Origin of the sequence: Pseudomonas sp. UV AK001 (assembly GCF_046097675.1) — a bacterium.
Lineage (GTDB): Bacteria > Pseudomonadota > Gammaproteobacteria > Pseudomonadales > Pseudomonadaceae > Aquipseudomonas > Aquipseudomonas kribbensis.
Window position 1 is genome coordinate 16874 of the sequence record NZ_JBJUVZ010000011.1, and the last position, 20812, is coordinate 37685.

The following is a 20812-nucleotide window of genomic DNA, read 5'->3' on the forward strand; positions in this document are numbered from 1 at the left end:
GCCCGACTTGCGCTTAAAGCAAATTCTTTGTGTTAAGGTCTGGCACATGCCAATTAAAGAAAGTAGCCGTCCCGGCGGCCGAAGCGCCCGGGTACAGGAATCGATTCACGGCGCTGTGCGCGCACTCCTCGAAGAACAGGAGCGCTCCACCGTGACCGTCCCGCAAATTGCCGCTCGGGCCGGGGTCACGCCCTCGACCATTTACCGGCGCTGGGGCGATCTGGCGGCGCTGCTCGCCGACGTCGCCCTCGCCCGCCTGCGTCCTGAAAGCGATCCGCTGGAAACCGGCAGCCTGCGCGGTGATATCCGCGCCTGGGCCGAGCAGTATCTGGACGAAATGAGTTCCGAGCCGGGGCGCAATGTCATGCGTGACGTGCAGGCCAGCGCCACACCGGGATTCTGCGTCGCGATCATCGCCGATCAGTTGCAGACCATTGTCGACCGTTTCCCGGATCAATCGCCGCCGAGCGTGGATCACCTGATCAACCTGGTGGTTTCGCCGACAGTGTTCCGCATTCTGTTTGCCGTGGCACCGCTGGAAGTCGAAGAACTGCACCGGCTGATCGACATCGCGCTGCGTCAGGACTGACAACGCAGAACCGCCCGGTTCTGCGCCTGCGACACCCCGCCACGCCACGACCTTGGTCGACACTGACTAACCGCCGCGCACATGCGAGACTGTCTGGCCGGGCGCGAGTCCGGTCGTATTTTGTCGGGAGTGCTCCATGTCGTTGTCCACCGGGCTGATCGCCGCCGTCGCCCTGGCCTATATGGCCATCATGTTCGCTATCGCCTTCTACGGCGACCGTCGCAGCGCGCCGTTGCCGCCGCGGATGCGTGCCTGGGTGTACAGCCTGTCGCTGGCGGTCTACTGCACCAGCTGGACGTTCTTTGGGGCGGTCGGTCAGGCGGCCGAACAACTGTGGTCATTCCTGCCGATTTACCTCGGGCCGATCCTGCTGTTGCTGGGCGCGCCGTGGGTCCTGCAAAAAATGGTGATGATCAGCAAGCAGGAGAACATCACCTCCATTGCCGACTTCATCGCCGCCCGTTACGGTAAATCTCAATCGCTGGCGGTGGTGGTTGCGCTGATCTGCCTGGTCGGCGTCCTTCCCTATATCGCTTTACAACTCAAAGGCATCGTCCTCGGTGTGAATCTGCTGATCGGCGCTGGCGCCGATGCCATGGGCACCCGTGCCCAGGACACGGCGCTGATCGTGTCACTGGTACTGGCCTTGTTCACCATCGTCTTCGGCACGCGCAACCTTGACGCCACCGAGCACCACCGGGGCATGGTGCTGGCGATTGCGTTCGAGTCGCTGGTGAAACTGTTCGCCTTCCTCGCCGTCGGCGCCTTCGTCACTTATGGCCTGTATGACGGCTTCGACGACCTGTTCAATCAGGCGATGCTCGCCCCGCGCCTTGAGGAATACTGGAAAGAAACCATCAACTGGCCCTCGATGGTGGTGCAGACCGGTGTGGCGATGATGGCAATCATCTGTTTGCCCCGGCAGTTCCATGTGACAGTAGTGGAGAACATCGACCCCCAGGATCTTCGTCTGGCCAAGTGGGTGTTTCCGACTTATCTGGCCTTGGCCGCGCTATTTGTAGTTCCGATCGCGCTGGCCGGTCAGATGATGTTGCCCAGCTCCGTCATCCCCGACTCCTTCGTCATCAGCCTGCCGCTGGCCCAGGCCCACCCGGCGCTGGCGATGCTGGCGTTTATTGGAGGCGCCTCGGCGGCCACCGGCATGGTGATCGTGGCGAGTGTGGCGCTGTCGACCATGGTGTCCAACGACATGCTGTTGCCGTGGCTGTTGCGGCGCAACAATGCCGAGCGGCCGTTCGAAGTGTTCCGCCAGTGGATGCTTTCGGTACGCCGGGTCAGCATCGTGGTCATTTTGTTGCTGGCTTACGTCAGCTACCGCCTGCTCGGTTCCACCGCGAGCCTGGCAACCATCGGCCAGATCGCCTTCGCCGCCGTGACCCAACTGGCGCCGGCCATGCTCGGCGCGCTGTACTGGAAACAGGCCAACCGCCGGGGCGTGTTCGCCGGCCTTGCCGCTGGCACATTCCTCTGGTTTTACACCTTGATTCTGCCGATTGCCGCCCGCAGCCTCGGCTGGTCGCTGGACACGTTCCCCGGTCTGGCCTGGTTGCACAGCAACCCGCTGAACCTGCCGATCACCCCGCTGACCCAAGGCGTGGTGCTGTCGCTGGCGGGTAACTTCACCCTGTTCGCCTGGGTCTCGGTGCTGTCGCGCACCCGGGTGTCGGAACACTGGCAGGCCGGGCGCTTCATCGGCCAGGAAATCAGCGCCCGGCCGAGCGCACGTTCGATGCTGGCGGTGCAGATCGACGACTTGCTGCAACTGGCGGCACGGTTTGTCGGCGAAGAGCGTGCGCGGCAGAGCTTCATCCGCTTTGCCTATCGCCAAGGCAAAGGCTTCAACCCGAACCAGAACGCCGACGGTGAATGGATTGCCCACACCGAACGCTTGCTGGCCGGTGTCCTCGGCGCTTCTTCGACGCGAGCTGTAGTAAAAGCCGCCATCGAAGGTCGGGAAATGCAGCTGGAGGACGTCGTCCGGATCGCCGACGAAGCCTCGGAAGTGCTGCAGTTCAACCGTGCGCTGCTGCAAGGCGCCATCGAAAACATCACCCAGGGCATCAGCGTGGTCGACCAGTCGCTGAAACTGGTGGCCTGGAACCGGCGTTATCTGGAGTTGTTCAACTACCCGGACGGTTTGATCAGCGTTGGCCGGCCAATTGCCGACATCATCCGCTACAACGCCGAACGCGGTTTGTGCGGCCCCGGCGAAGCGGAAGTCCACGTCGCCCGACGCCTGCACTGGATGCGTCAGGGCCGCGCTCACACCTCCGAGCGATTGTTCCCCAATGGCCGGGTGATCGAGCTGATCGGCAACCCGATGCCCGGCGGCGGTTTCGTGATGAGTTTCACCGACATCACCGCGTTCCGCGAAGCCGAACAGGCACTGACCGAGGCCAACGAAGGGCTGGAGCAACGGGTCAGCGAACGGACTCAGGAACTGTCGCAACTCAACGTCGCGCTGACGGAAGCCAAAGGCAACGCCGAGGCGGCCAACCAGTCGAAAACCCGCTTCCTCGCGGCGGTCAGCCATGACTTGATGCAACCCTTGAACGCCGCACGGCTGTTCTCCGCCGCCCTCTCCCATCAGGACGATGGCTTGAGCGGCGAGGCACAGAAACTGGTGCAGCATCTGGACAGTTCGCTGCGTTCTGCCGAAGACCTGATCAGCGACCTGCTGGACATTTCCCGCCTGGAAAACGGCAAGATCAACCCGGATCGCAAGCCGTTCGCGGTCAATGAGCTGTTCGACACCCTCGGGGCCGAGTTCAAGGTTCTGGCACAGGAGCAGGGTTTGAACTTCCGGGTACGCGGCAGCCATTTGCGCATCGACAGCGACATCAAGTTGCTGCGACGGATATTGCAGAACTTTCTGACCAATGCCTTCCGCTACGCCAAAGGCCCGGTGTTGCTGGGCGTGCGCCGGCGCCAGGGCGAAATCTGTCTGGAGGTCTGGGATCGCGGGCCGGGGATTCCGGAAGACAAGCAGCAAGTGATTTTTGAAGAATTCAAACGCCTCGACAGCCACCAGACTCGCGCCGAGAAAGGCCTGGGCCTGGGTCTGGCGATTGCCGACGGCTTGTGCCGGGTGCTCGGGCATACCTTGCGCGTTCGTTCATGGCCTGGACGCGGCAGTGTGTTCAGTGTGCGGGTGCCGCTGGCGCGGACGCAGACTGCACAGCCGAGCGCTGCGGTCGAACTCAACGGCAAGTTGCACAGCGGCGCGCAGGTGCTGTGCATCGATAACGAAGACAGCATTCTGATCGGCATGAACAGCCTGCTCACGCGTTGGGGTTGTCAGGTGTGGACGGCGCGCAACCGCGAGGAATGCGCTGCGCTGCTTAACGATGGCGTGCGGCCGCAGCTGGCGCTTGTGGATTTCCACCTCGATCACGGTGAAACCGGCACCGACCTGATGGCGTGGTTGCGTACAAGCCTGGGCGAACCGGTGCCCGGTGTGGTGATCAGCGCCGACGGGCATCCGGAAACCGTGGCGCGGGTACACGCGGCGGGGCTGGATTATCTGGCCAAACCGGTGAAACCGGCGGCGCTGCGGGCGTTGTTGAGTCGCTATTTGCCGCTCTAGAAAAGCAACTTATTCAGGCAGTTCGACCAACCCGTCGGCGTCGGTCATGGCGCGCTCCAGCAGATCTGCCGGCAGGCTCTTGCTCGCTCGTGCGCCGAGCAATTTCAGCTGCTCGCTGCGGCTGACCAGGTTGCCGCGCCCTTCTGTCAGTTTGTTTCGCGCTGCGCTGTAGGCTTTGTCCAGTTGCTGCAGACGATTGCCGACTTCGTCCAGATCCTGAATGAACAGCACGAACTTGTCGTACAGCCATCCGGCACGCTCAGCGATTTCCCGGGCGTTCTGGCTCTGGCGTTCCTGTTTCCACAGGCTGTCGATGACCCGCAGGGTGGCGAGCAGCGTGGTCGGGCTGACGATCACGATATTGCGGTCGAAGGCTTCCTGGAACAGCGTCGGTTCGGCTTGCAGCGCCGCGGAAAACGCCGCTTCGATGGGCACGAACAGCAAGACGAAATCGAGGCTGTGCAGCCCTTCAAGGCGCTTGTAATCCTTGCCGGCCAGGCCTTTGACGTGACTGCGCAGCGACAGTACGTGCTGCTTCATGGCGATCTGGCCGATGGCATCGTCGTCCGCCGCAACGTATTGCTGATACGCGGTGAGGCTGACCTTGGAGTCGACCACCACCTGCTTGTCGCCCGGCAGGTAAATGATCACGTCCGGCTGGAAGCGTTCACCGTCCGGCCCCTTGAGGTTGACCTGGGTCTGATACTCGCGGCCCTTCTCCAGCCCGGCATGTTCCAGCACTCGCTCCAGGATCAGTTCGCCCCAGTTGCCCTGGGTTTTCTGGCCTTTCAGGGCGCGGGTCAGATTGGTGGCTTCATCGCTCAGGCGCAGGTTCAGTTGTTGCAGACGCTCAAGCTCCTTGGCCAAAGAGAAGCGCTCGCGGGCTTCGGCCTGATAGCTTTCCTCGACCCGTTTTTCGAAGGACTGGATGCGTTCTTTCAATGGATCGAGCAACTGTCCGAGGCGCTGCTGGCTGGTTTCAGCGAAACGCTGTTCACGCTCATCGAAGATCTTGCCGGCCAGCTCGGCGAACTGGGCGCGCAACTCGTCGCGGGAGCCCTGCAGGTCATCGAGACGTTGTTGATGGCTTTCCTGCTGTTCGCGCAATTCGGCATTCAGGGAAGCAGCCTGGGCGTCCAGGCGCCGCAGTTCGGCTTCCTTGCTGGCACGTTCGAGGTTCCAGGCATGGGCGGCGTCACGGGCGTCGTCACGCTCGATCTGCAACAGTTCGACTTCTCGGCGCACGGCCGCGAGATCAGCCTGTTTGGCGGCATTGGCCTGGCCGAGGTCGGCGATTTCATCGCGACTGGCTTCGAGCTGGGCGTTGAGGCCGTCCTGGGCCATCTGCGCCATGGCCAGCCGCTCTTCGAGCAACGCGACTTCGGACTCGCCATGACTGGCCCGGCGCTGCAGTTGCCAGGCCAGTGCCAGCAGCGGTAACGCCGCGCCTGCCAAGCCGAGCAAGATGCTGGTCAAGTCCATCGCCATAGTGATTCCCGCCGATCCGATAAAGCCTGAAGGTTAACCAAGGCGTCAGGTCTTGGACAGCTCAGTCTTCGATCAGGCCGAGTTCCTGTTGTGCGCGCCGATCACCCGCACGGGCAGCCTGACGCAGCAGGTCCTGGCCGATACGACGATCCCGCGCGTTGCCGCACTCACGGCACATCAACTGGCCAAGGCGGCTTTGCGCCACAACCACGCCTTCCCGGGCCGGTTGTTTGAGCAGGCGGCCGGCGAGGTGTTTGGCGTTCTGGCTGTCGCCCAGGCGCGGGCTGTCGAGCAGCCATTCGGCAACGCGCACGGAAAATCGCTTGGGAGCGGTAACACGAAGGGGTTGGGAAGTAACAGAATCTGGAGATGAACGAAACTTCATAAAGCACTGTGGGACAGATCGAAGGGCGCGCCACTCTACTCTTTTTTTCGCACAGGTAAAGTCGAAAAAAACCCGGCACGCCCGTGCTAGAGCAAGCGCTCGGGACAATCCACAGAAGCTGTGGATAACTCAGTGGACAACCGCCCCCGACTCGCCGCAAAGCCTTGTGGAATGGGGCCCGCAGTCAAACTGACGATTTTTTCACCAGTAAAAAAAAGCGATGTTTTTCATTGACTTAAACTTTCGTTACAGGCAGCCACCGGGGTCAGGTTCGATGTGACAGCGTCGTTACCGTCCGCGCAACTAATGTGCACAAGTACCTGTTACGCGGTTATATCGGTGCGCTTTTTCGGGTCGTTTTGCCAGCCGGGCTGGGAATAAGCCCCGGCGTTGTGCCTGTTCGGCTTGCCCACCGCGACGACCGACGGTCGGAATGTGAGCCAAATCGGGGCGGGGCCGGGGCTCAAGGAACAGTCCGTCTGTTCTTTTTAAAAATCAGGTTTGCCTTCCTCGATGTGTTCCGTTAGTATCCGCGGCGTTAGTACCAAGCTGAAAGTCAATTCCGGTCGAACAACCCCCACGGTCAGCCTTCTCTCGGAGAAGCCTCCACCGACAAAGCGGGCCCGACCCCTCGATGGTTTCCAGGTAAATCTTGCGACGACACAGCCTTTGAATCGAATCAAAGGATGTTGCAAAGAGCCCTTACTCTGACCGAACCAACCTGCAAATTGATCAGGATCTTCACCCCGGGCCCAGAACCTCTGCCCTCGATGTGTTGCCTGTCCTCCTAAGTACCTACCTGCCAGCCCAAGCGCGACAACTTATCAGCGCTTCAAACTGGCTGCTTTGTTCCAGTCGGGTTCTTCGTTCGACCAATGGTGGTCTGCGTTACTGGAACGTTTTAACGTTGCACGGTTCTTATCCGTGTCATTTGTAGGAACACCTAATAACTATGTCTACTCAAATCCAGACTCAGGATGCCATTCGCACCCTAACCAACGCTTTTGCTCCAATGAACTGCCTGATCATGGCCGCTCGCAAAGGCTGCTTCAGCTTCACCGTGGTCAATGAGCACGGGATCGCCCGCCACAGCGAGCGTCTGTACCCTGATCAATACTCCAGCGCCGAACCGCTGCAGGCCGTGATTGATCGCACCCGTCAGGCATTGATCGCCTGAGAGGCCGAAATGGCTGCAAAAGCAAAAGCCCCGCCTGAAAAGCGGGGCTTTTTATTGCCCGATGTTTCTCTTTTTACCCTTCCCGGTTAAGCACCAACCGATATAACGGTTATAACTGCCCGCCGGAAATATTTTAAAAACAGGCCTTTACGTCGCGAATATGACACTACACTTCAACTCAAGCGGCGTGATCCGCTTCCGGCGAGCCTGATTCGATCCACAGCTGCCAAGCTCCCCTTCAGGTCTCGCCGCCCAATAACAAGATCCGAGGGTTTTATGGGTATCGCTGCCAGCGAACTGTGCCGCTATGTGATCCGTCCCACGCTGATTTATCTGGGACGTCACTGCGCCACCGCCGAATCCCTGCTGCTGGGCATCGCCGCCAGCCAGTCCGCCCTGGGTTCCGCCCTGCATGACCGCCGTGGCCACGGCCTGTACCGGATTGCCGAACATCGCCACCAGGCGCTGTGGGACCATTACCTGGCGCTCGATCCGGAGCGCGCCAGCCTGGTTCGCGGCCTCGCCAGCCAGCATGCCTTTCTTAGCAGCCCGCACCTCGAACTGACCGTCAATCTGCGTTACGCCACCGCCATCGCATGGCTGCTGGTAGAAGAACAGACCCCCACCCTCCCCGACCCGGACGACCTGCTCGCAATGGCCCGTATCTGGCGTCAGACCTTTCAACCCCAGGGTCGCCTGCGCGACTTCACCTGTGCATGGCAGACCAGTGTTTCACCGCTGAATCAGGTCGCGTGCTGACTCACCGGTTTCGCAAGATCGGCCAACGGGTCGCGAATCTGGTCGGATTGTCCTACAAAACCGCTCTAACTCAAGCCATACGGACTATAGCGCTAGGACGAAAATGTTGGTAATTTTCGCCCCGGTGATCACCAGGAGTTCTAATAATGAAAAAAGTAATGCTCAAAACCACCATTAGCCTCGCCGTTTCCCTGGCATCCACGCAGATCTTCGCCGCTGGCTTTGCCATCAACGAACACAGCATCAGCGGGATGGGGACCGGGTACGCCGGGCGATCTTCTTCTGCCGACGACGCAAGCACTGTTTACGGCAACCCTGCCGGCATGTCGCGCCTCACTCGCGAACAAGTCACCGGTGGCGTTGCATTCCTCGATGCCAAGACCGATATCAGCGACGCCAGCTCCAGCCCCAACGGCGGCAGCAACAAAGGCGACATGGTGCCCTTCACCTCGGTTCCTATGGGTTTCTACGTCAAGCCGATCGATGAGCATTGGGCATTCGGCCTGGGTGTGTACGTACCCTTCGGCCTGATTACCGACTATGAAAAAGGCTTTGCCGGCCGCTACTTCGGCAGCAAGTCCGAAGTACAGGTCATCACTTTCCAGCCAACCGTCAGCTACAAATTCAACGACGTGGTTTCGGTCGGTTTCGGTCCGACCATCAACCGTATCGACGGCACCCTGGAATCCAACCTGTCGATCACTCAGGCCCTGCCGGACGGCAAGGTCAAGATCAAGGGTGACGATACCGCGCTGGGCTACAACATCGGCGTGCTGGTTCAGGCAACCGACACCACTCGCCTGGGCCTGACCTACCACTCCAAGGTCGATTACAAGCTCGAAGGCAACACCAAGGTCAATTACGGTGCCCTGGGTCTGGTCGGTCTCGGTACAAGCCAGAAATACGACGCTTCGCTGAAGATCACCACGCCTGAATCCGTGGACTTTTCGGTAACCCAGGCGATCAACGATCGCTGGAACGTCTACGCCGGTACCACCTGGACCCGCTGGAGCCAGCTGGAAAAGATCACTGTCAAGAACTCCGGTGTACAGCCTCTGCTGGCCGGTCAGTTCGGCGAGATCACCGAAGAGCAGAACTGGCATGACAGCTGGGCTTACGCCGTCGGTACTTCCTACCAGTTGAACAAGGAATGGGTACTGCGTACCGGTCTGACCTTCGACCAGTCGCCGACCAACAACGTCGACCGTTCGCCGCGCATCCCTACCGGTGACCGGACCATTTTCAGCATCGGTGCCGGCTGGAGCCCGACCGAAGACCTGACCATCGACGTAGCCTACTCGTACCTGAAGGAAGAAGCCGTCAAGATCCGCAACGAAAACGATCGTGGCCAGACCTACGATGCCAAGTATGAAAACTCGGCAAACGGTTTCGGTGTCGGTGCGACCTACCGCTTCTGATGCTGTACGGCGAGGCTAACCCCTCGCCCATTAAAAAGCCCCGCTCTCTCGACAGAGGCGGGGCTTTTTAATGGGCGTCGATCAGGGTTTCAGGGGTTTGGATGCAATGGCTTTCTCAATGGCCGCCAAAAACTCCGGATCGTCAGGTTTGGTCAGGCTGGAGAAATTGGCGATCACCTTGCCCTGACGATCGACTACGTATTTATAGAAATTCCACTTCGGCGCACTGCTTTGCGCGGCCAGCACCTGGAACAGATGGGTGGCACCGTCACCACGGACTTTCTGCGGCTCGGTCATGGTGAAGGTCACGCCGTAGTTGGCGTAGCAGACCTTGGCGGTCTCGGCGCTGTCCTTGGACTCTTGCTTGAAGTCATTGGAGGGTACGCCGAGCATTTCCAGCCCTTGCGCCTTGTAGCGCTGGTTGAGCGCTTCGAGGCCCTCGAACTGCGGGGCGAAACCACAGAAGCTGGCGGTGTTGATCACCACCAGCGGTTTGTCGGCGTAGCGCTGGCACAGGTCGATGGATTCCTTGGCCCGCAATTTGGGCAGCGAACCTTGCAACAATTCCGGACAGTCCGCGGCCTGGGCCAGTCCGGTCAACGCCATCAGCAACGCGGGAACAGCACACCAGCGCTTGAGCATGTCGGGCATCCTTGAGCAGTCGTCAGAACCCGACGTTACTCGCCCTCAGAGCCTACAGGCAAGCGCCCATGCCCAACTGCATCAGCGCCAGGCCGCCCTGATGCCAGCCCCACCACACCAGCGCCAGCAAGACAGCGCCGAGTGCGGTGATGGCGATTCGTGGCCAGATTCGCTTCATGCCGCGCTCGTACGGGCCTGCAGACGCTCGACCGGACGCTCGCGCACCGGCCAGTTCAGCGCGGCTGCCAATAGGCTCAAGAGAATCGCCACTTGCCAGATCAAGTCATAACTCCCGGTACGGTCATACACCACCCCGCCCAGCCAGCCGCCGAGGAATGAGCCGATCTGATGGAACAGGAACACGATCCCGCCGAGCATGGACAGGTTTCGCACGCCAAACAAGGTCGCCACCGTACCGTTGGTCAACGGCACCGTCGACAGCCACAGGAACCCCATCGCCATACCGAACAGATACGCCGTAGTCGTCGTCACCGGCAGCCACAGGAACAGCACGATCACCACCGCCCGCAGCAGGTACAGCCCGGTCAGCAAACGCGGCTTGGACATGCGCCCGCCGAGCCAGCCGGCGGTGTAGGTGCCGAAGATGTTGAACAGGCCGATCAACGCCAGCACCGTGGTGCCGACGGTGGCCGGCAGATGCTGGTCGACCAGATACGCCGGCAGGTGCACGCCGATAAACACCACCTGGAAACCGCAGACGAAGAAACCGAACGCCAACAGCCAGAACCCGGAGTGCGAGCAAGCTTCACGCAGGGCTTCGGACAGGGTTTGTTCATGCCCGAGCACCGGCAGCGGCTTGTCCTTGAGCATGCTCACCAGCGGCACGATCAGCGCCACCAGCAAACCCAGCACCAGCAACGCGGCCGACCAACCCAACCAGCCAATCAGCCCGAGGGTGCCCGGCAGCATCGCGAATTGGCCGAAAGAACCAGCGGCGCTGGCGATACCCATGCCCATGCTGCGTTTTTCCGGCGGAACGGCACGCCCGACCACACCGAGAATCACCGAGAAAGAAGTACCGGAGAGCCCGACACCGATCAGCAAACCGGCACTCAGGGACAGACCCAAAGCGGTCTCCGACAGCCCCATGAACACCAGTCCCAAGGCGTAAAGCACGCCGCCGATCAGCACCACTTTCGCCGCGCCGAAGCGGTCGGCCAGTGCGCCGGTGAAGGGCTGTGCCAGGCCCCAGATCAGGTTCTGCAAGGCGATGGCGAAGGCGAATACCTCGCGACCCCAGCCAAACTGGGCGCTCATCGGCGACAGGAACAAGCCGAAGCCGTGCCGCACGCCCAATGACAACGCCAGAATCAGCGCACTCCCCAGCAACACCCAACCGCACGTACGCCACATCGAACTCATTGTTATTCTCCAGTCGCGGGTATATACCCGCTTAGATTCGGAAAAAACCGGCCCTCAGGCCAGTTCATCCAACAGCCGCAGCAAGGTTTCACGCTTCTCGGCACCCAGTCGGTCGATCAACCGCTGTTGCGCCGCTTCCCAGGCCGGCAGGGCCGCTGCCAGGCGCTGTGCGCCGGTTTCAGTCAGCCGGACGATGCGGTTGCGCATATCTTCGCCCTCGGCCAGCGCCACCAGCCCATCGCCTTCCAGCACCCGCAGATTGCGCCCGAGGGTGCTGCGATCCAGCCCCATGGCCTCGGCCAGTTCGGAAATGCTCGGCTGATCCAGCCGCTGCAGATTGCACAGCAAAGAATACTGGGCAACGTTAATCCCGAAGCCGTCGAGAGCGCCGTCGTAATGCCTGCTGACGCCACGAGCGGCGCGACGCAGGTTGGTGCACAAACACTGAGAAGGAAGCATGATGCGTGTATATACCCGCGACTGTGTTAAATCAAGTTACAGATCAAAGTTACTTATCAAAACAAGGCCAGCCCGACCAGCACTGACATCTCCAATAATTCCAGCAACGCACCGGCCGTATCACCGGTGGTTCCGCCCAGTCGCCGCACCATCAAATGCCGCAGCCAGATGAACACGACGACCGACAGCAGCAGCGCCACGACAGCGTTGAACCCGGCGATCAGCACGCACACCACTGAACTCACCGCCAGCACCTGCCAACCCGCTTTGCGCGGCAGATGATCGGCCAGCGCTTGCCCCAATCCGCCGGCCCGCACATAGGTCGTGGTGAGGAACAGTCCGAGCAGCGCTGCTCGCCCCATCAGCGGCACGATGATCAACGCCATTCCTTGGTGCTTTTCGATCAAAGCCAACAACGCGGCGTATTTGAGCAGCAACACCAGCACCAGCGTCACCACCGCAATCGGACCGCTACGCGGATCCTTCATGATCGTCAGCGTGCGCTCACGATCACCGAAACCACCGAGCCACGCATCGGCGCTGTCCGCCAGCCCATCGAGGTGCAGCGCGCCGCTGAGCAGCACCCACACCGTCAGCAGCAACGCCCCGTGTAGCAGCAATGGCGCGCCGGCAAGAGCAATGTTCAGTGCCCAGAGAATCACACCGAACAACAAACCCACCAGCGGATAAAACAGCAGCGAGCGCCCAACCTGTTCAGGCGCCGGCATGCCCGGCAGACGAATCGGCAGGCTGCTGAGAAATTGCAGGGCGATCCACAGGGGCAGCATGTCAGCACACTTCCTTGAACGAACCATCGGCCTCGACGATCAAGGAAAACAACGCGCCATGACCAACTTCGACATTAAGCAATTGTTCACGGGGCAAACCACGGGCCCGGGCCAGCAACAGGCGCATGACGCCACCATGACTGACCAGTAACACTCGCTCCCCCGCATGTGCTGCGTGCAAACGCATGACCGCCGCCAGCACCCGCGCTGAAAAGTCGCTGACCGCCTCACCCTGCGGCGGAGTAAATGCATAGGGATCGGCCCAGAACAGCCCAAGCGCTTGGGCATCGGTCTCCATCAACGCCGCCGCGCTCTGCCCTTCCCAGGCACCGAAATGCAGCTCTTGGAAATCCTTGTCCAGAGACACCGACAGATCCAGTCGCGCGCCCAACTCATCAGCGAATCGCGCGCAACGCTGCAACGGCGAACTGACCAGCCGATCCCACGGCCCCTGCCCGATCACCGCCTCGCGCATCTGCGCCCAGCCCTTTTCGGTCAGTGCATCGTCGAGACTGCCACGCAGGCCGCCGCCGAGTTCGGTTTCACCGTGTCGCAGCAGGTCCAGACGCAAGGTCATGCCGGGCGATCCGCCACCGCCGCTTCGGCGAAGGTCGCCATCTGCCCGTGCAGGTCGCAGGCCAGACGCAGCAACGGCACCGCCAGCGCCGCACCGCTGCCCTCGCCCAGACGCAAGCCCAGTTCCAGCAGCGGTTCGGCGCCAAGGGTTTCCAGCACATGACGATGGCCCGGCTCGGCGCCGCGATGGCCGAACAGCAGCCATTCACGGCAGGCAGGATTCAGCCGCACCGCCACCAGCGCCGCAACGGTGCAGATAAAACCGTCCACCAGCACCGCAACCCCTTCCTGAGCGCACGCGAGATACGCGCCGACCAAAGCCGCAATCTCGAACCCGCCGAGATTGAACAGGGTCTGCAACGCGTCCCCACGTTGCGCCGCGTGCAGCGCCAGCGCCCGCTCGATCACCTGCGCCTTGTGGCTGACGCCTTCGGCATTCAACCCGGTGCCGGGCCCGGTCAGACGCGCCACCGGGCAATCGAGCAGCGCACAGGCCAGCGCACTGGCAGCCGTGGTGTTGCCGATGCCCATTTCGCCGGCGATGAACAATTGCGCACCCGCCGCCTTCGCGCGCAGCACGCTGTCGCGGCCGCCCTGCAAGGCCAGTTCACCCTGAGCCTGAGTCATCGCCGGGCCCTTGGCGAAATTCGCCGTGCCCGGGCCGATGTTGAGGTGGCGCACACTCGGCAGGTTCAGCGACGGGGTCACGGTGCCCAGATCCACCACTTCCAGTTGCGCACCGAGTTGCCGCGCCAGCACGCTGATCGCCGCACCGCCACTGACGAAGTTCAGCAGCATCTGCCCGGTGACTTCCTGCGGGAACGCGGAAACGCCTTCGGCGACAACGCCGTGGTCGCCTGCAAAAATCGCGATCCAGACCTGATCGAGTGTCGGCTTGATCCGGCCCTGCAATCCGGCCAGTTGCACCGCCACCGATTCGAGCTGCCCGAGGGAGCCGGCGGGTTTGGTCAATTGCTGCTGACGCGCCGCGGCGTTTTCAACGGCGTTCGTATCCACCGGTTTGCACGGGTTCAGCCACCAGGCTTGAGTCATAACGCAGGTCCTTTCAGAGTCAGGGGCAGGCCGGCGACGGTCAGGACGACTCGCTGACAACGCTCGGCCAGAGCTTGATGCAGCCAACCGGTTTCATCGACGTAGCGGCGAGTCAATTCGCCCAGCGGCACGACACCCATTCCGGTCTCGTTGCTGACAAAAATGATTTCACCCGGCAGCGCCGCCAGGCATTCGAGCAGGGCTTCGCGTTCGGCGACGAGACGTTCGGCGTCTTCGAGCATCAGCAGATTGGTCAGCCACAGCGTCAGGCAGTCCACCAGCAGGCAACGCTCGGTGCTGGCGGTTTCGCGCAGCACACGGGCCAGTTCCAGCGGTTCTTCGATCAATGCCCATTCGGCAGGACGCCGCGCCCGGTGATGAGCGACGCGTTCATTCATCTCGCCATCCAGCGGCTGGCTGGTGGCGATGTACGTCACGGCCAGCGCGCTGTCAGTGGCGAGTTTTTCGGCCAGGCGACTTTTGCCGGAGCGGGCGCCGCCGAGGATCAACTGGAGCATGGGGACATTCCACAGAGTTCACGTAACAGCCCGGTATCCAGGTGCTTCTCCACCAGATCCGCCAGCCGCTCGATATCGCGCTCGCGCAGGCCGTGGTAATCCACTTCCTGCACATCGTTCAAGCCGGCCCAGCGCAACAGCGCCGCACTGGCCGCCGGCGATTCGAACAAGCCGTGCAGGTAGGTGCCGAAAATCTGGCCGTCAGAGCTTTGGGCGCCGTCGCAACGGCCATCGTCCAGATGAACAGCGGCGTTTTCCAGCGCAGCCCCCGTCGTCACACCCGCATGAATTTCATAACCGCTGACCTCTGCATCTTCCAGCGCCAGACGCCCGCGCACATTGCGCAGCTGCTTCTCGGCTTCGAGCTGGGTTTCGAATGCCAGCAGCCCCAGACCAGCACTGGAACCCGGCGCGCCTTCCAGGCCGAGCGGATCGTGAACCTGATCGCCGAGCATTTGCAGACCGCCACAAATCCCCAACAGCTTGCCGCCATAACGCAGATGTCGGCTGATGGCGGTTTCCCAGCCATTGGCGCGCAGATAGGCCAGATCGCTACGGACGCTTTTCGAGCCCGGCAGGATGATCAGGTCGGCTGGCGGAATCGCCTGCCCCGGGCCGATGAATTGCAGGTCAACCTGCGGATGCAAACGCAGCGGATCGAAATCGGTGTGATTGCTGATGCGCGGCAGCACCGGCACCACCACTTTCAGGACTTGCTCGGCCTTGTCGGTCTGACGCTGGTCGATGCCGTCCTCGGCTTCCAGATGCAGATCCATCACGTACGGCAGGACGCCCACCACGGGTTTGCCGGTGCGTTGTTCCAGCCAGTCGAGGCCCGGTTGCAGCAAGGCGATATCGCCACGAAAACGGTTGATGATGAAGCCCTTCACCCGTGCCTGCTCGCTCGGTGACAGCAGTTCCAGCGTGCCCACCAGATGGGCAAACACGCCGCCTCGATTGATGTCAGCAATCAACAGCACCGGGCAGTCCACCGCTTCGGCGAACCCCATGTTGGCGATGTCACCGGCGCGCAGATTGATCTCCGCCGGCGAGCCCGCGCCCTCGACCATTACCAGCGGATACGCTGTGCTCAAGCGCTCGTGAGAGGCGAGCACCGCCTGCATGGCGATGGCTTTGTAGTCGTGATAGGCAACGGCGTTCATGCTGGTGACCGCACGCCCGTGGATGATGACCTGGGCGCCGGTGTCGCTGTTGGGCTTGAGCAGCACCGGGTTCATGTCGGTGTGCGGTTCAAGATGCGAGGCCTGCGCCTGCACCGCTTGCGCCCGGCCGATTTCGCCGCCGTCGGCAGTCACCGCGCTGTTGAGCGCCATGTTCTGCGGTTTGAACGGCACCACGGCGACACCCTGACGGGTTGCCCAGCGGCACAGCGCCGTCACCAGCGTACTTTTGCCGGCATCGGAGGTGGTGCCCTGCACCATTAAAGTGGTCATGCGGGTGTCTTTTCCATAGAGCGGTCAATGGCGAATGCTTGCAGAGCCTGCTCAAGACGCGCCTCATCGGCGGCATTGGCCGGCAGGCCGAAACGCAGGCTGCTGTTGTGCGTGAAAAGACGCAGCAGGATGCCGCGACGGGCCATGAATTCGTGCAGTGCGTGAGCATGCTCGGTGATCAGCCACTGAAACAGCGCACAGCCGCCCTGAGGCTTGAAGCCGTAGCGTTCGAGCAGCGCAGCCAGTCGTTCGCTGGCTTCGTCGCTGCGAATTCGCTGACGAGTGTGGCCTTCGGTGTCTTGCAGGCAGGCCTGCCCCAGCACCCGGGTCGGCCCGCTGACAGCCCAGGGACCCACCTGCTCGGCCAGTAAACGGAGCAACTTGCGCTCGGCCAGCACGAACCCGAGCCGCACACCGGCCAGCCCGAAAAACTTGCCGAAGGAACGCAACACGATCAGTCCGACCTGATGGGTATGCGGCGCCAGGCTCAACTGCGGGGTGTTGTCCATGAACGCTTCGTCCACCACCAGCCAGCCGCCGCGCTGGGCCAGTCGCGCGTGCCAGTCGAGCAACTTCGCCGGCGTCAGGCTCAGGCCGGTGGGATTGTTCGGGTTGACCACCACCAGCACGTCGAGGCTGTCGAGGAAGAAATCGACTTCCTGCTCCAGCACCTCGCGCACGATGTAACCGCTGCGCCGCCAGGCCTCGGCATGCTCGGCATAACACGGCGACAGCACACCGACCTTGCCGGCCCGGCGCAGACGCGGCAGCAACTGGATGGCCATCTGCGAACCGGCCACCGGCAGCACCTGCGCAGCGCCGTAGTAGTCGCAGGCCGCCTGTTCCAAGCCGTCATCGGTTTCCGGCAAGCGCGCCCAGGCTCGCAACGGGATCTCCGGGACCGGAAACGGCCATGGCGCCAGCCCGGTGGACAGGTCGAGCCAGTCTTCTTCGGCGATGCCGTACTCCAGCGCCGCCCTGCGCAGCCGGCCACCGTGCTCAAGCATAGAATTCAGCCCCCACGCAGAGAATCAGCAGCCATAACCATACCCCGCGCTGGACCAATTGCCAGCCGCGATCGATGGAATCGGCATCCGCCGGGGCACCCTCGCCCAGTTGCGGACGTTCGTGCAGCTCGCCGTGATAGATCGCCGGACCACCCAGCTCGACGCCCAAGGCACCTGCACCGGCCGCCATCACCGGACCGGCGTTCGGGCTGTCCCATTTCGGCGCCTGGGTGCGCCAGCATTTCAGCGCGAGTCGGGTCTTGCCCAGCAGCGCGTAGGTCAACGCCACCAGACGTGCAGGAATGTAGTTAAGGACATCGTCGATCTTTGCCGCGGCCCAGCCGAAACGCTCGAAACGTTCGTTGCGATAGCCCCACATTGCGTCGAGGGTGTTGCTCAGGCGATAGAGCACCACGCCCGGCGCACCGGCCACGACAAACCAGAAGATCGCGGCGAACACCGCATCGCTACCGTTCTCCAGCACCGACTCGGTGGCAGCACGGGCGACGGCGGTGCTGTCCAGTTCACTGGTCTGGCGGCTGACCAGATACCCCACGCGTTTGCGCGCTTCCTCCAGATCATCGCTGCGCAGGGCCTTGGCCACCGGCTCGACGTGCTCGCCGAGGCTGCGCATGCCAAGGGCGCAATACAGCGCGATGATCTCGACGATCCAGCCCACATAAGGCGCCCACGACAATGCCGTGGCAAGTAACGTCAGCGGCAGCACCGCGATCACCCACGCGGTGACACCATGGCTGCGCCAGCCGCGCCCGCCGGTGTTGAAACGTTGCTCGATGCGCCCGGCAAAATTGCCGAACGCCACCAGCGGATGCCAGCGTTTCGGTTCACCCAGCAGCGCATCCAGCGCAACCGCGGCGACACTCAACAACGCCACACTCATTGACTCACTCCCCAGAAATTTTCATACAGCAGCTCATTGAGCGGACGCGCCTGCGCCCACCCTTCGAGTACCAGCATCGGCGCCGGATAGAATTCCTTGACCGGCCCCAGACAAAGAACCGCCAGCGGCTTGGCCCCGGCCGGCAGTTGCAGCAGATCGGCCAGCGCCTGCGGTTCGAACAGCGACACCCAGCCCATGCCCAGGCCTTCGGCTCGCGCCGCCAGCCACAGGTTCTGGATCGCGCAGGACAGCGACGCCATGTCCATTTCCGGCAGCGTGCGACGGCCGAAAATGTGACGCTCGCGATCGTCCATCAAGGCTGCGACCAGCACTTCCGCACAGTCGTTGATGCCTTCGACCTTGAGCTTCATGAACTCGTCGCTGCGCTCGCCGAGGGCTTCGGCGGTGCGTACCCGTTCTTCTTCCACAAGATTCTGGATCTGTTCGCGCAAGGCGCGGTCGCTGATGCGGATGAAGCGCCACGGCTGCATCAGGCCGACGCTCGGCGCCTGATGCGCGGCTTCCAGCAAACGGCGCAGCAGTTCCGGCTCGACCGTGCCGCCGCTGAAGTGGCGCATGTCGCGGCGTTCGGCGATGGCGCGGTAGACCGCTGCGCGCTCGGTTTCAGTAAAGGCGTTGTCGGTCATGGCACCAACAGTGCGGCAATCGCCGACGGGTTCGACGGGAAATAAAAGTGCACGTACGAGGCAGTCATCCGCCCTTCCCGGTACACCGCTTCGGCGCCGCGACCGCCATTGGGACTGTGGCCTCGGGCAATCGGCGTCAATTCGGTGGTGGTCAGGGAATGGTGATAGGTGTGACCGCGCAGCAAGCCTTCCGGCAGTTCGACGGATTGCAGGGCCAAAGCTGCCAGGCGCTTCTGCATCACTGCGTCACCACTGAGCAACCCGACCAGTTCGGCGCGGGAGCCTTCGACATCGGTCAGCGAATCCAGCAGATAGAGCATGCCACCACATTCGGCGAGCAGCGGTTTACCGGTGGCGTGATGCGCGCGGATCGCTTTGAGCATATCGGCGTTCTGCGACAAGGCAACGTGGTGCAATTCCGGATAACCGCCGGGCAGGTACAAGCTGTCGGCTTCGGGCAATTGCGTATCGCGGATCGGCGAGAAGAAACTCAACTCCGCGCCCATCGCCCGCAACAGGTCGAGACTGGCGCCGTAGGTGAAAGCGAAGGCTTCGTCACGGGCGACGGCAATCCGCACGCCTTCGAGCAGTCTTTCGGTCTTCACGACTTCAGGTGCAGCGAACTCCACGGCCGGTGGCAGCGCTACCTCGCAAGTGCCGGCCAGCGCTTCGGCGGCGGCGTCGAGGCGTACGTCGAGATCATTGAGTTCGCTGGCCTGCACCAGACCGAGATGGCGGCTCGGCAGTTCGATCCCGGTTTCCCGGGACAACGCGCCGTACCAGCGCAGGCCTTCGGTCAGGCTGCCTTCAAGCAACTGCGCATGGCGCACCGTGCCGACGCGGTTGGCCAGCACGCCGGCGAACGGCAGATCAGGCTGATAGCGCGCCAGGCCCAGAGCCAGTGCGCCGAAGGTCTGGGCCATGGCCGTGCCGTCGATCACGCCGAGTACCGGCACGCCGAAATGCCGCGCCAGATCGGCGCTCGATGGTGTGCCGTCGAACAGGCCCATCACGCCTTCGATCAGGATCAGATCGGCTTCAGCGGCGGCTTCCCACAACAGACGACGGCTTTCCTGCTCGCCGACCATCCACATGTCCAGTTGATAGACCGGCGCACCGCTGGCGCGCTCGAGGATCATCGGGTCGAGAAAGTCCGGGCCGCACTTGAACACGCGGACCTTGCGGCCCTGATTGCGGTGCAAACGGGCCAGTGCGGCAGTGACGGTGGTCTTGCCCTGGCCGGAGGCCGGCGCGGCGATCAGTACCGCCGGGCAGTGACGTGGTTGATTCAAAGTTCGACGCCTTTCTGCGCTTTGATGCCCGCCTGGAAGGCGTGCTTGATCATGCCCATTTCGGTGACGGTGTCGCCCATCTCGATCATTTCCGGCTTGGCGGCGCGACCGGTGACGATCACGTGCTGCATCGGTGGACGGGCCTGCAGATCGCTGAGCACCTGATCCAGATCGAGGTAACCGTGCTTGAGGGCGATGTTCAGTTCATCGAGCACCACCAGACCGATCGACGGATCACGCAGCAGTTCGCGGGAGACTTCCCATGCAGCCTCGGCGGCGGCGATGTCACGCTGGCGGTCCTGGGTTTCCCAGGTGAAGCCTTCGCCCATCACATGAAAACGCACCTGCTCCGGGAAACGGCGGAAAAACAATTCTTCGCCTGTGCTGTTACGGCCCTTGATGAACTGCACCACGCCGCACTGCATGCCGTGGCCCATGGCGCGGGCGAGCATGCCGAACGCCGAACTGCTTTTGCCTTTGCCGTTGCCGGTCAGCACCAGCACCAGGCCGCATTCGTCGGGCGAATTGGCGATGCGCTCGTCGATCACGGCTTTTTTGCGCTGCATGCGCGCCAGATGGCGCTCGTCGCGTTCGGGGGAATCAGTCATGGGGGAGCTCTCCGTTGAGGCTGGATAACGGCGGGCAGGCACAAGAATAGACGGCAACAAG

General features: G+C 62.2%; 21 protein-coding genes. 5 read left to right on the plus strand and 16 right to left on the minus strand.

Annotated elements, in window-relative coordinates; translation table 11 throughout:
- The first annotated feature begins 46 nt into the window (after positions 1 to 46).
- Positions 47 to 589 carry a TetR/AcrR family transcriptional regulator gene (locus ACKLNA_RS24880; RefSeq protein ID WP_408987398.1) on the plus strand — a complete coding sequence of 181 codons (543 nt, stop codon included), beginning with the start codon at positions 47 to 49 and terminating at the stop codon, positions 587 to 589.
- A 136-nt stretch (positions 590 to 725) separates the two neighbouring features.
- Entirely contained in the window at positions 726 to 4196 is a 3471-nt protein-coding gene (locus ACKLNA_RS24885) for a NahK/ErcS family hybrid sensor histidine kinase/response regulator (protein WP_408987399.1), read from the plus strand.
- Between the two features lie 9 nt (positions 4197 to 4205).
- Here ACKLNA_RS24885 and rmuC read toward each other — a convergent pair whose 3' ends face one another.
- On the minus strand, positions 4206 to 5570 hold the full coding sequence (gene rmuC / locus ACKLNA_RS24890) for a DNA recombination protein RmuC (RefSeq protein ID WP_408987535.1): 1365 nt from the start codon (positions 5568 to 5570) through the stop codon (positions 4206 to 4208).
- Between the two features lie 175 nt (positions 5571 to 5745).
- The gene (locus ACKLNA_RS24895) at positions 5746 to 6069 is read right to left on the minus strand and encodes a sel1 repeat family protein (protein WP_248742963.1); all 324 of its coding nucleotides are present in this window, start codon (positions 6067 to 6069) and stop codon (positions 5746 to 5748) included.
- A gap of 952 nt (positions 6070 to 7021) precedes the next feature.
- On the opposite strand from ACKLNA_RS24895, the gene ACKLNA_RS24900 reads away from it, so the two are divergent.
- The 3 genes from ACKLNA_RS24900 to ACKLNA_RS24910 all read left to right on the plus strand — a co-directional run bounded on the left by ACKLNA_RS24900 (position 7022) and on the right by ACKLNA_RS24910 (position 9423).
- A complete protein-coding gene (locus ACKLNA_RS24900; protein ID WP_007950419.1) occupies positions 7022 to 7246 on the plus strand; it encodes a hypothetical protein in 225 nt (74 codons plus the stop codon).
- A gap of 276 nt (positions 7247 to 7522) precedes the next feature.
- On the plus strand, positions 7523 to 8005 hold the full coding sequence (locus ACKLNA_RS24905; protein WP_408987400.1) for a hypothetical protein: 483 nt from the start codon (positions 7523 to 7525) through the stop codon (positions 8003 to 8005).
- 146 nt (positions 8006 to 8151) lie between these two features.
- Entirely contained in the window at positions 8152 to 9423 is a 1272-nt protein-coding gene (locus tag ACKLNA_RS24910) for an OmpP1/FadL family transporter (protein ID WP_408987401.1), read from the plus strand.
- 81 nt (positions 9424 to 9504) lie between these two features.
- Here ACKLNA_RS24910 and ACKLNA_RS24915 read toward each other — a convergent pair whose 3' ends face one another.
- From ACKLNA_RS24915 to cobO, 14 genes are read right to left on the minus strand one after another with little or no spacing between them, the layout of a single operon-like run.
- A complete protein-coding gene (locus tag ACKLNA_RS24915; RefSeq protein WP_085710596.1) occupies positions 9505 to 10065 on the minus strand; it encodes a glutathione peroxidase in 561 nt (186 codons plus the stop codon).
- Positions 10066 to 10117: 52 nt separating this feature from the next.
- Complete coding sequence (locus tag ACKLNA_RS24920) at positions 10118 to 10243, minus strand: hypothetical protein (RefSeq protein WP_256576024.1); 126 nt, start codon at positions 10241 to 10243, stop codon at positions 10118 to 10120.
- A complete protein-coding gene (locus ACKLNA_RS24925) occupies positions 10240 to 11448 on the minus strand; it encodes an MFS transporter (RefSeq protein ID WP_408987402.1) in 1209 nt (402 codons plus the stop codon). Before ACKLNA_RS24925 ends, ACKLNA_RS24920 begins: the two co-directional genes overlap by 4 nt.
- 54 nt (positions 11449 to 11502) lie before the next feature.
- Positions 11503 to 11907, minus strand: coding sequence for a MarR family winged helix-turn-helix transcriptional regulator (locus ACKLNA_RS24930; protein ID WP_197869584.1), 405 nt, complete (start codon positions 11905 to 11907; stop codon positions 11503 to 11505).
- 56 nt (positions 11908 to 11963) lie between these two features.
- Positions 11964 to 12695 (minus strand): adenosylcobinamide-GDP ribazoletransferase, encoded by a 732-nt coding sequence (locus ACKLNA_RS24935; protein WP_408987403.1) that lies wholly within the window; start codon positions 12693 to 12695, stop codon positions 11964 to 11966.
- Position 12696: 1 nt separating this feature from the next.
- Positions 12697 to 13272, minus strand: a complete 576-nt coding sequence (cobC, locus tag ACKLNA_RS24940) for an alpha-ribazole phosphatase family protein (protein WP_408987404.1) — start codon at positions 13270 to 13272, stop codon at positions 12697 to 12699.
- The gene (cobT, locus tag ACKLNA_RS24945) at positions 13269 to 14324 is read right to left on the minus strand and encodes a nicotinate-nucleotide--dimethylbenzimidazole phosphoribosyltransferase (RefSeq protein ID WP_408987405.1); all 1056 of its coding nucleotides are present in this window, start codon (positions 14322 to 14324) and stop codon (positions 13269 to 13271) included. The genes cobC and cobT overlap by 4 nt, the downstream gene beginning before the upstream one ends.
- Positions 14321 to 14842, minus strand: coding sequence for a bifunctional adenosylcobinamide kinase/adenosylcobinamide-phosphate guanylyltransferase (gene cobU, locus ACKLNA_RS24950; RefSeq protein ID WP_408987406.1), 522 nt, complete (start codon positions 14840 to 14842; stop codon positions 14321 to 14323). Before cobU ends, cobT begins: the two co-directional genes overlap by 4 nt.
- Positions 14830 to 16296, minus strand: a complete 1467-nt coding sequence (locus tag ACKLNA_RS24955) for a cobyric acid synthase (protein WP_408987407.1) — start codon at positions 16294 to 16296, stop codon at positions 14830 to 14832. Before ACKLNA_RS24955 ends, cobU begins: the two co-directional genes overlap by 13 nt.
- A complete protein-coding gene (gene cobD, locus ACKLNA_RS24960) occupies positions 16293 to 17303 on the minus strand; it encodes a threonine-phosphate decarboxylase CobD (protein WP_408987408.1) in 1011 nt (336 codons plus the stop codon). The genes ACKLNA_RS24955 and cobD overlap by 4 nt, the downstream gene beginning before the upstream one ends.
- On the minus strand, positions 17296 to 18204 hold the full coding sequence (gene cbiB, locus ACKLNA_RS24965) for an adenosylcobinamide-phosphate synthase CbiB (protein WP_408987409.1): 909 nt from the start codon (positions 18202 to 18204) through the stop codon (positions 17296 to 17298). Before cbiB ends, cobD begins: the two co-directional genes overlap by 8 nt.
- Positions 18201 to 18851: a 5,6-dimethylbenzimidazole synthase gene (gene bluB / locus ACKLNA_RS24970; protein ID WP_408987410.1), complete on the minus strand. Its 651-nt coding sequence runs from the start codon at positions 18849 to 18851 to the stop codon at positions 18201 to 18203. Before bluB ends, cbiB begins: the two co-directional genes overlap by 4 nt.
- Positions 18848 to 20143: a cobyrinate a,c-diamide synthase gene (locus ACKLNA_RS24975; protein ID WP_408987411.1), complete on the minus strand. Its 1296-nt coding sequence runs from the start codon at positions 20141 to 20143 to the stop codon at positions 18848 to 18850. The genes bluB and ACKLNA_RS24975 overlap by 4 nt, the downstream gene beginning before the upstream one ends.
- The gene (gene cobO / locus ACKLNA_RS24980; protein ID WP_007950401.1) at positions 20140 to 20751 is read right to left on the minus strand and encodes a cob(I)yrinic acid a,c-diamide adenosyltransferase; all 612 of its coding nucleotides are present in this window, start codon (positions 20749 to 20751) and stop codon (positions 20140 to 20142) included. Before cobO ends, ACKLNA_RS24975 begins: the two co-directional genes overlap by 4 nt.
- Between the last annotated feature and the right edge of the window lie 61 nt (positions 20752 to 20812).

Excerpts from the sequence above, each read along its gene's own strand:
- ACKLNA_RS24880 (WP_408987398.1), top strand. The coding sequence starts at position 47 with ATGCCAATTAAAGAAAGTAGCCGTCCCGGCGGCCGAAGCGCCCGGGTA.
- ACKLNA_RS24885 (WP_408987399.1), top strand. The coding sequence starts at position 726 with ATGTCGTTGTCCACCGGGCTGATCGCCGCCGTCGCCCTGGCCTATATG.
- ACKLNA_RS24895 (WP_248742963.1), bottom strand. The coding sequence starts at position 6,069 with ATGAAGTTTCGTTCATCTCCAGATTCTGTTACTTCCCAACCCCTTCGT.
- ACKLNA_RS24900 (WP_007950419.1), top strand. The coding sequence starts at position 7,022 with ATGTCTACTCAAATCCAGACTCAGGATGCCATTCGCACCCTAACCAAC.
- ACKLNA_RS24905 (WP_408987400.1), top strand. The coding sequence starts at position 7,523 with ATGGGTATCGCTGCCAGCGAACTGTGCCGCTATGTGATCCGTCCCACG.
- ACKLNA_RS24910 (WP_408987401.1), top strand. The coding sequence starts at position 8,152 with ATGAAAAAAGTAATGCTCAAAACCACCATTAGCCTCGCCGTTTCCCTG.
- ACKLNA_RS24915 (WP_085710596.1), bottom strand. The coding sequence starts at position 10,065 with ATGCTCAAGCGCTGGTGTGCTGTTCCCGCGTTGCTGATGGCGTTGACC.
- ACKLNA_RS24920 (WP_256576024.1), bottom strand. The coding sequence starts at position 10,243 with ATGAAGCGAATCTGGCCACGAATCGCCATCACCGCACTCGGCGCTGTC.
- ACKLNA_RS24925 (WP_408987402.1), bottom strand. The coding sequence starts at position 11,448 with ATGAGTTCGATGTGGCGTACGTGCGGTTGGGTGTTGCTGGGGAGTGCG.
- ACKLNA_RS24930 (WP_197869584.1), bottom strand. The coding sequence starts at position 11,907 with ATGCTTCCTTCTCAGTGTTTGTGCACCAACCTGCGTCGCGCCGCTCGT.
- ACKLNA_RS24935 (WP_408987403.1), bottom strand. The coding sequence starts at position 12,695 with ATGCTGCCCCTGTGGATCGCCCTGCAATTTCTCAGCAGCCTGCCGATT.
- cobC (WP_408987404.1), bottom strand. The coding sequence starts at position 13,272 with ATGACCTTGCGTCTGGACCTGCTGCGACACGGTGAAACCGAACTCGGC.
- cobT (WP_408987405.1), bottom strand. The coding sequence starts at position 14,324 with ATGACTCAAGCCTGGTGGCTGAACCCGTGCAAACCGGTGGATACGAAC.
- cobU (WP_408987406.1), bottom strand. The coding sequence starts at position 14,842 with ATGCTCCAGTTGATCCTCGGCGGCGCCCGCTCCGGCAAAAGTCGCCTG.
- ACKLNA_RS24955 (WP_408987407.1), bottom strand. The coding sequence starts at position 16,296 with ATGACCACTTTAATGGTGCAGGGCACCACCTCCGATGCCGGCAAAAGT.
- cobD (WP_408987408.1), bottom strand. The coding sequence starts at position 17,303 with ATGCTTGAGCACGGTGGCCGGCTGCGCAGGGCGGCGCTGGAGTACGGC.
- cbiB (WP_408987409.1), bottom strand. The coding sequence starts at position 18,204 with ATGAGTGTGGCGTTGTTGAGTGTCGCCGCGGTTGCGCTGGATGCGCTG.
- bluB (WP_408987410.1), bottom strand. The coding sequence starts at position 18,851 with ATGACCGACAACGCCTTTACTGAAACCGAGCGCGCAGCGGTCTACCGC.
- cobO (WP_007950401.1), bottom strand. The coding sequence starts at position 20,751 with ATGACTGATTCCCCCGAACGCGACGAGCGCCATCTGGCGCGCATGCAG.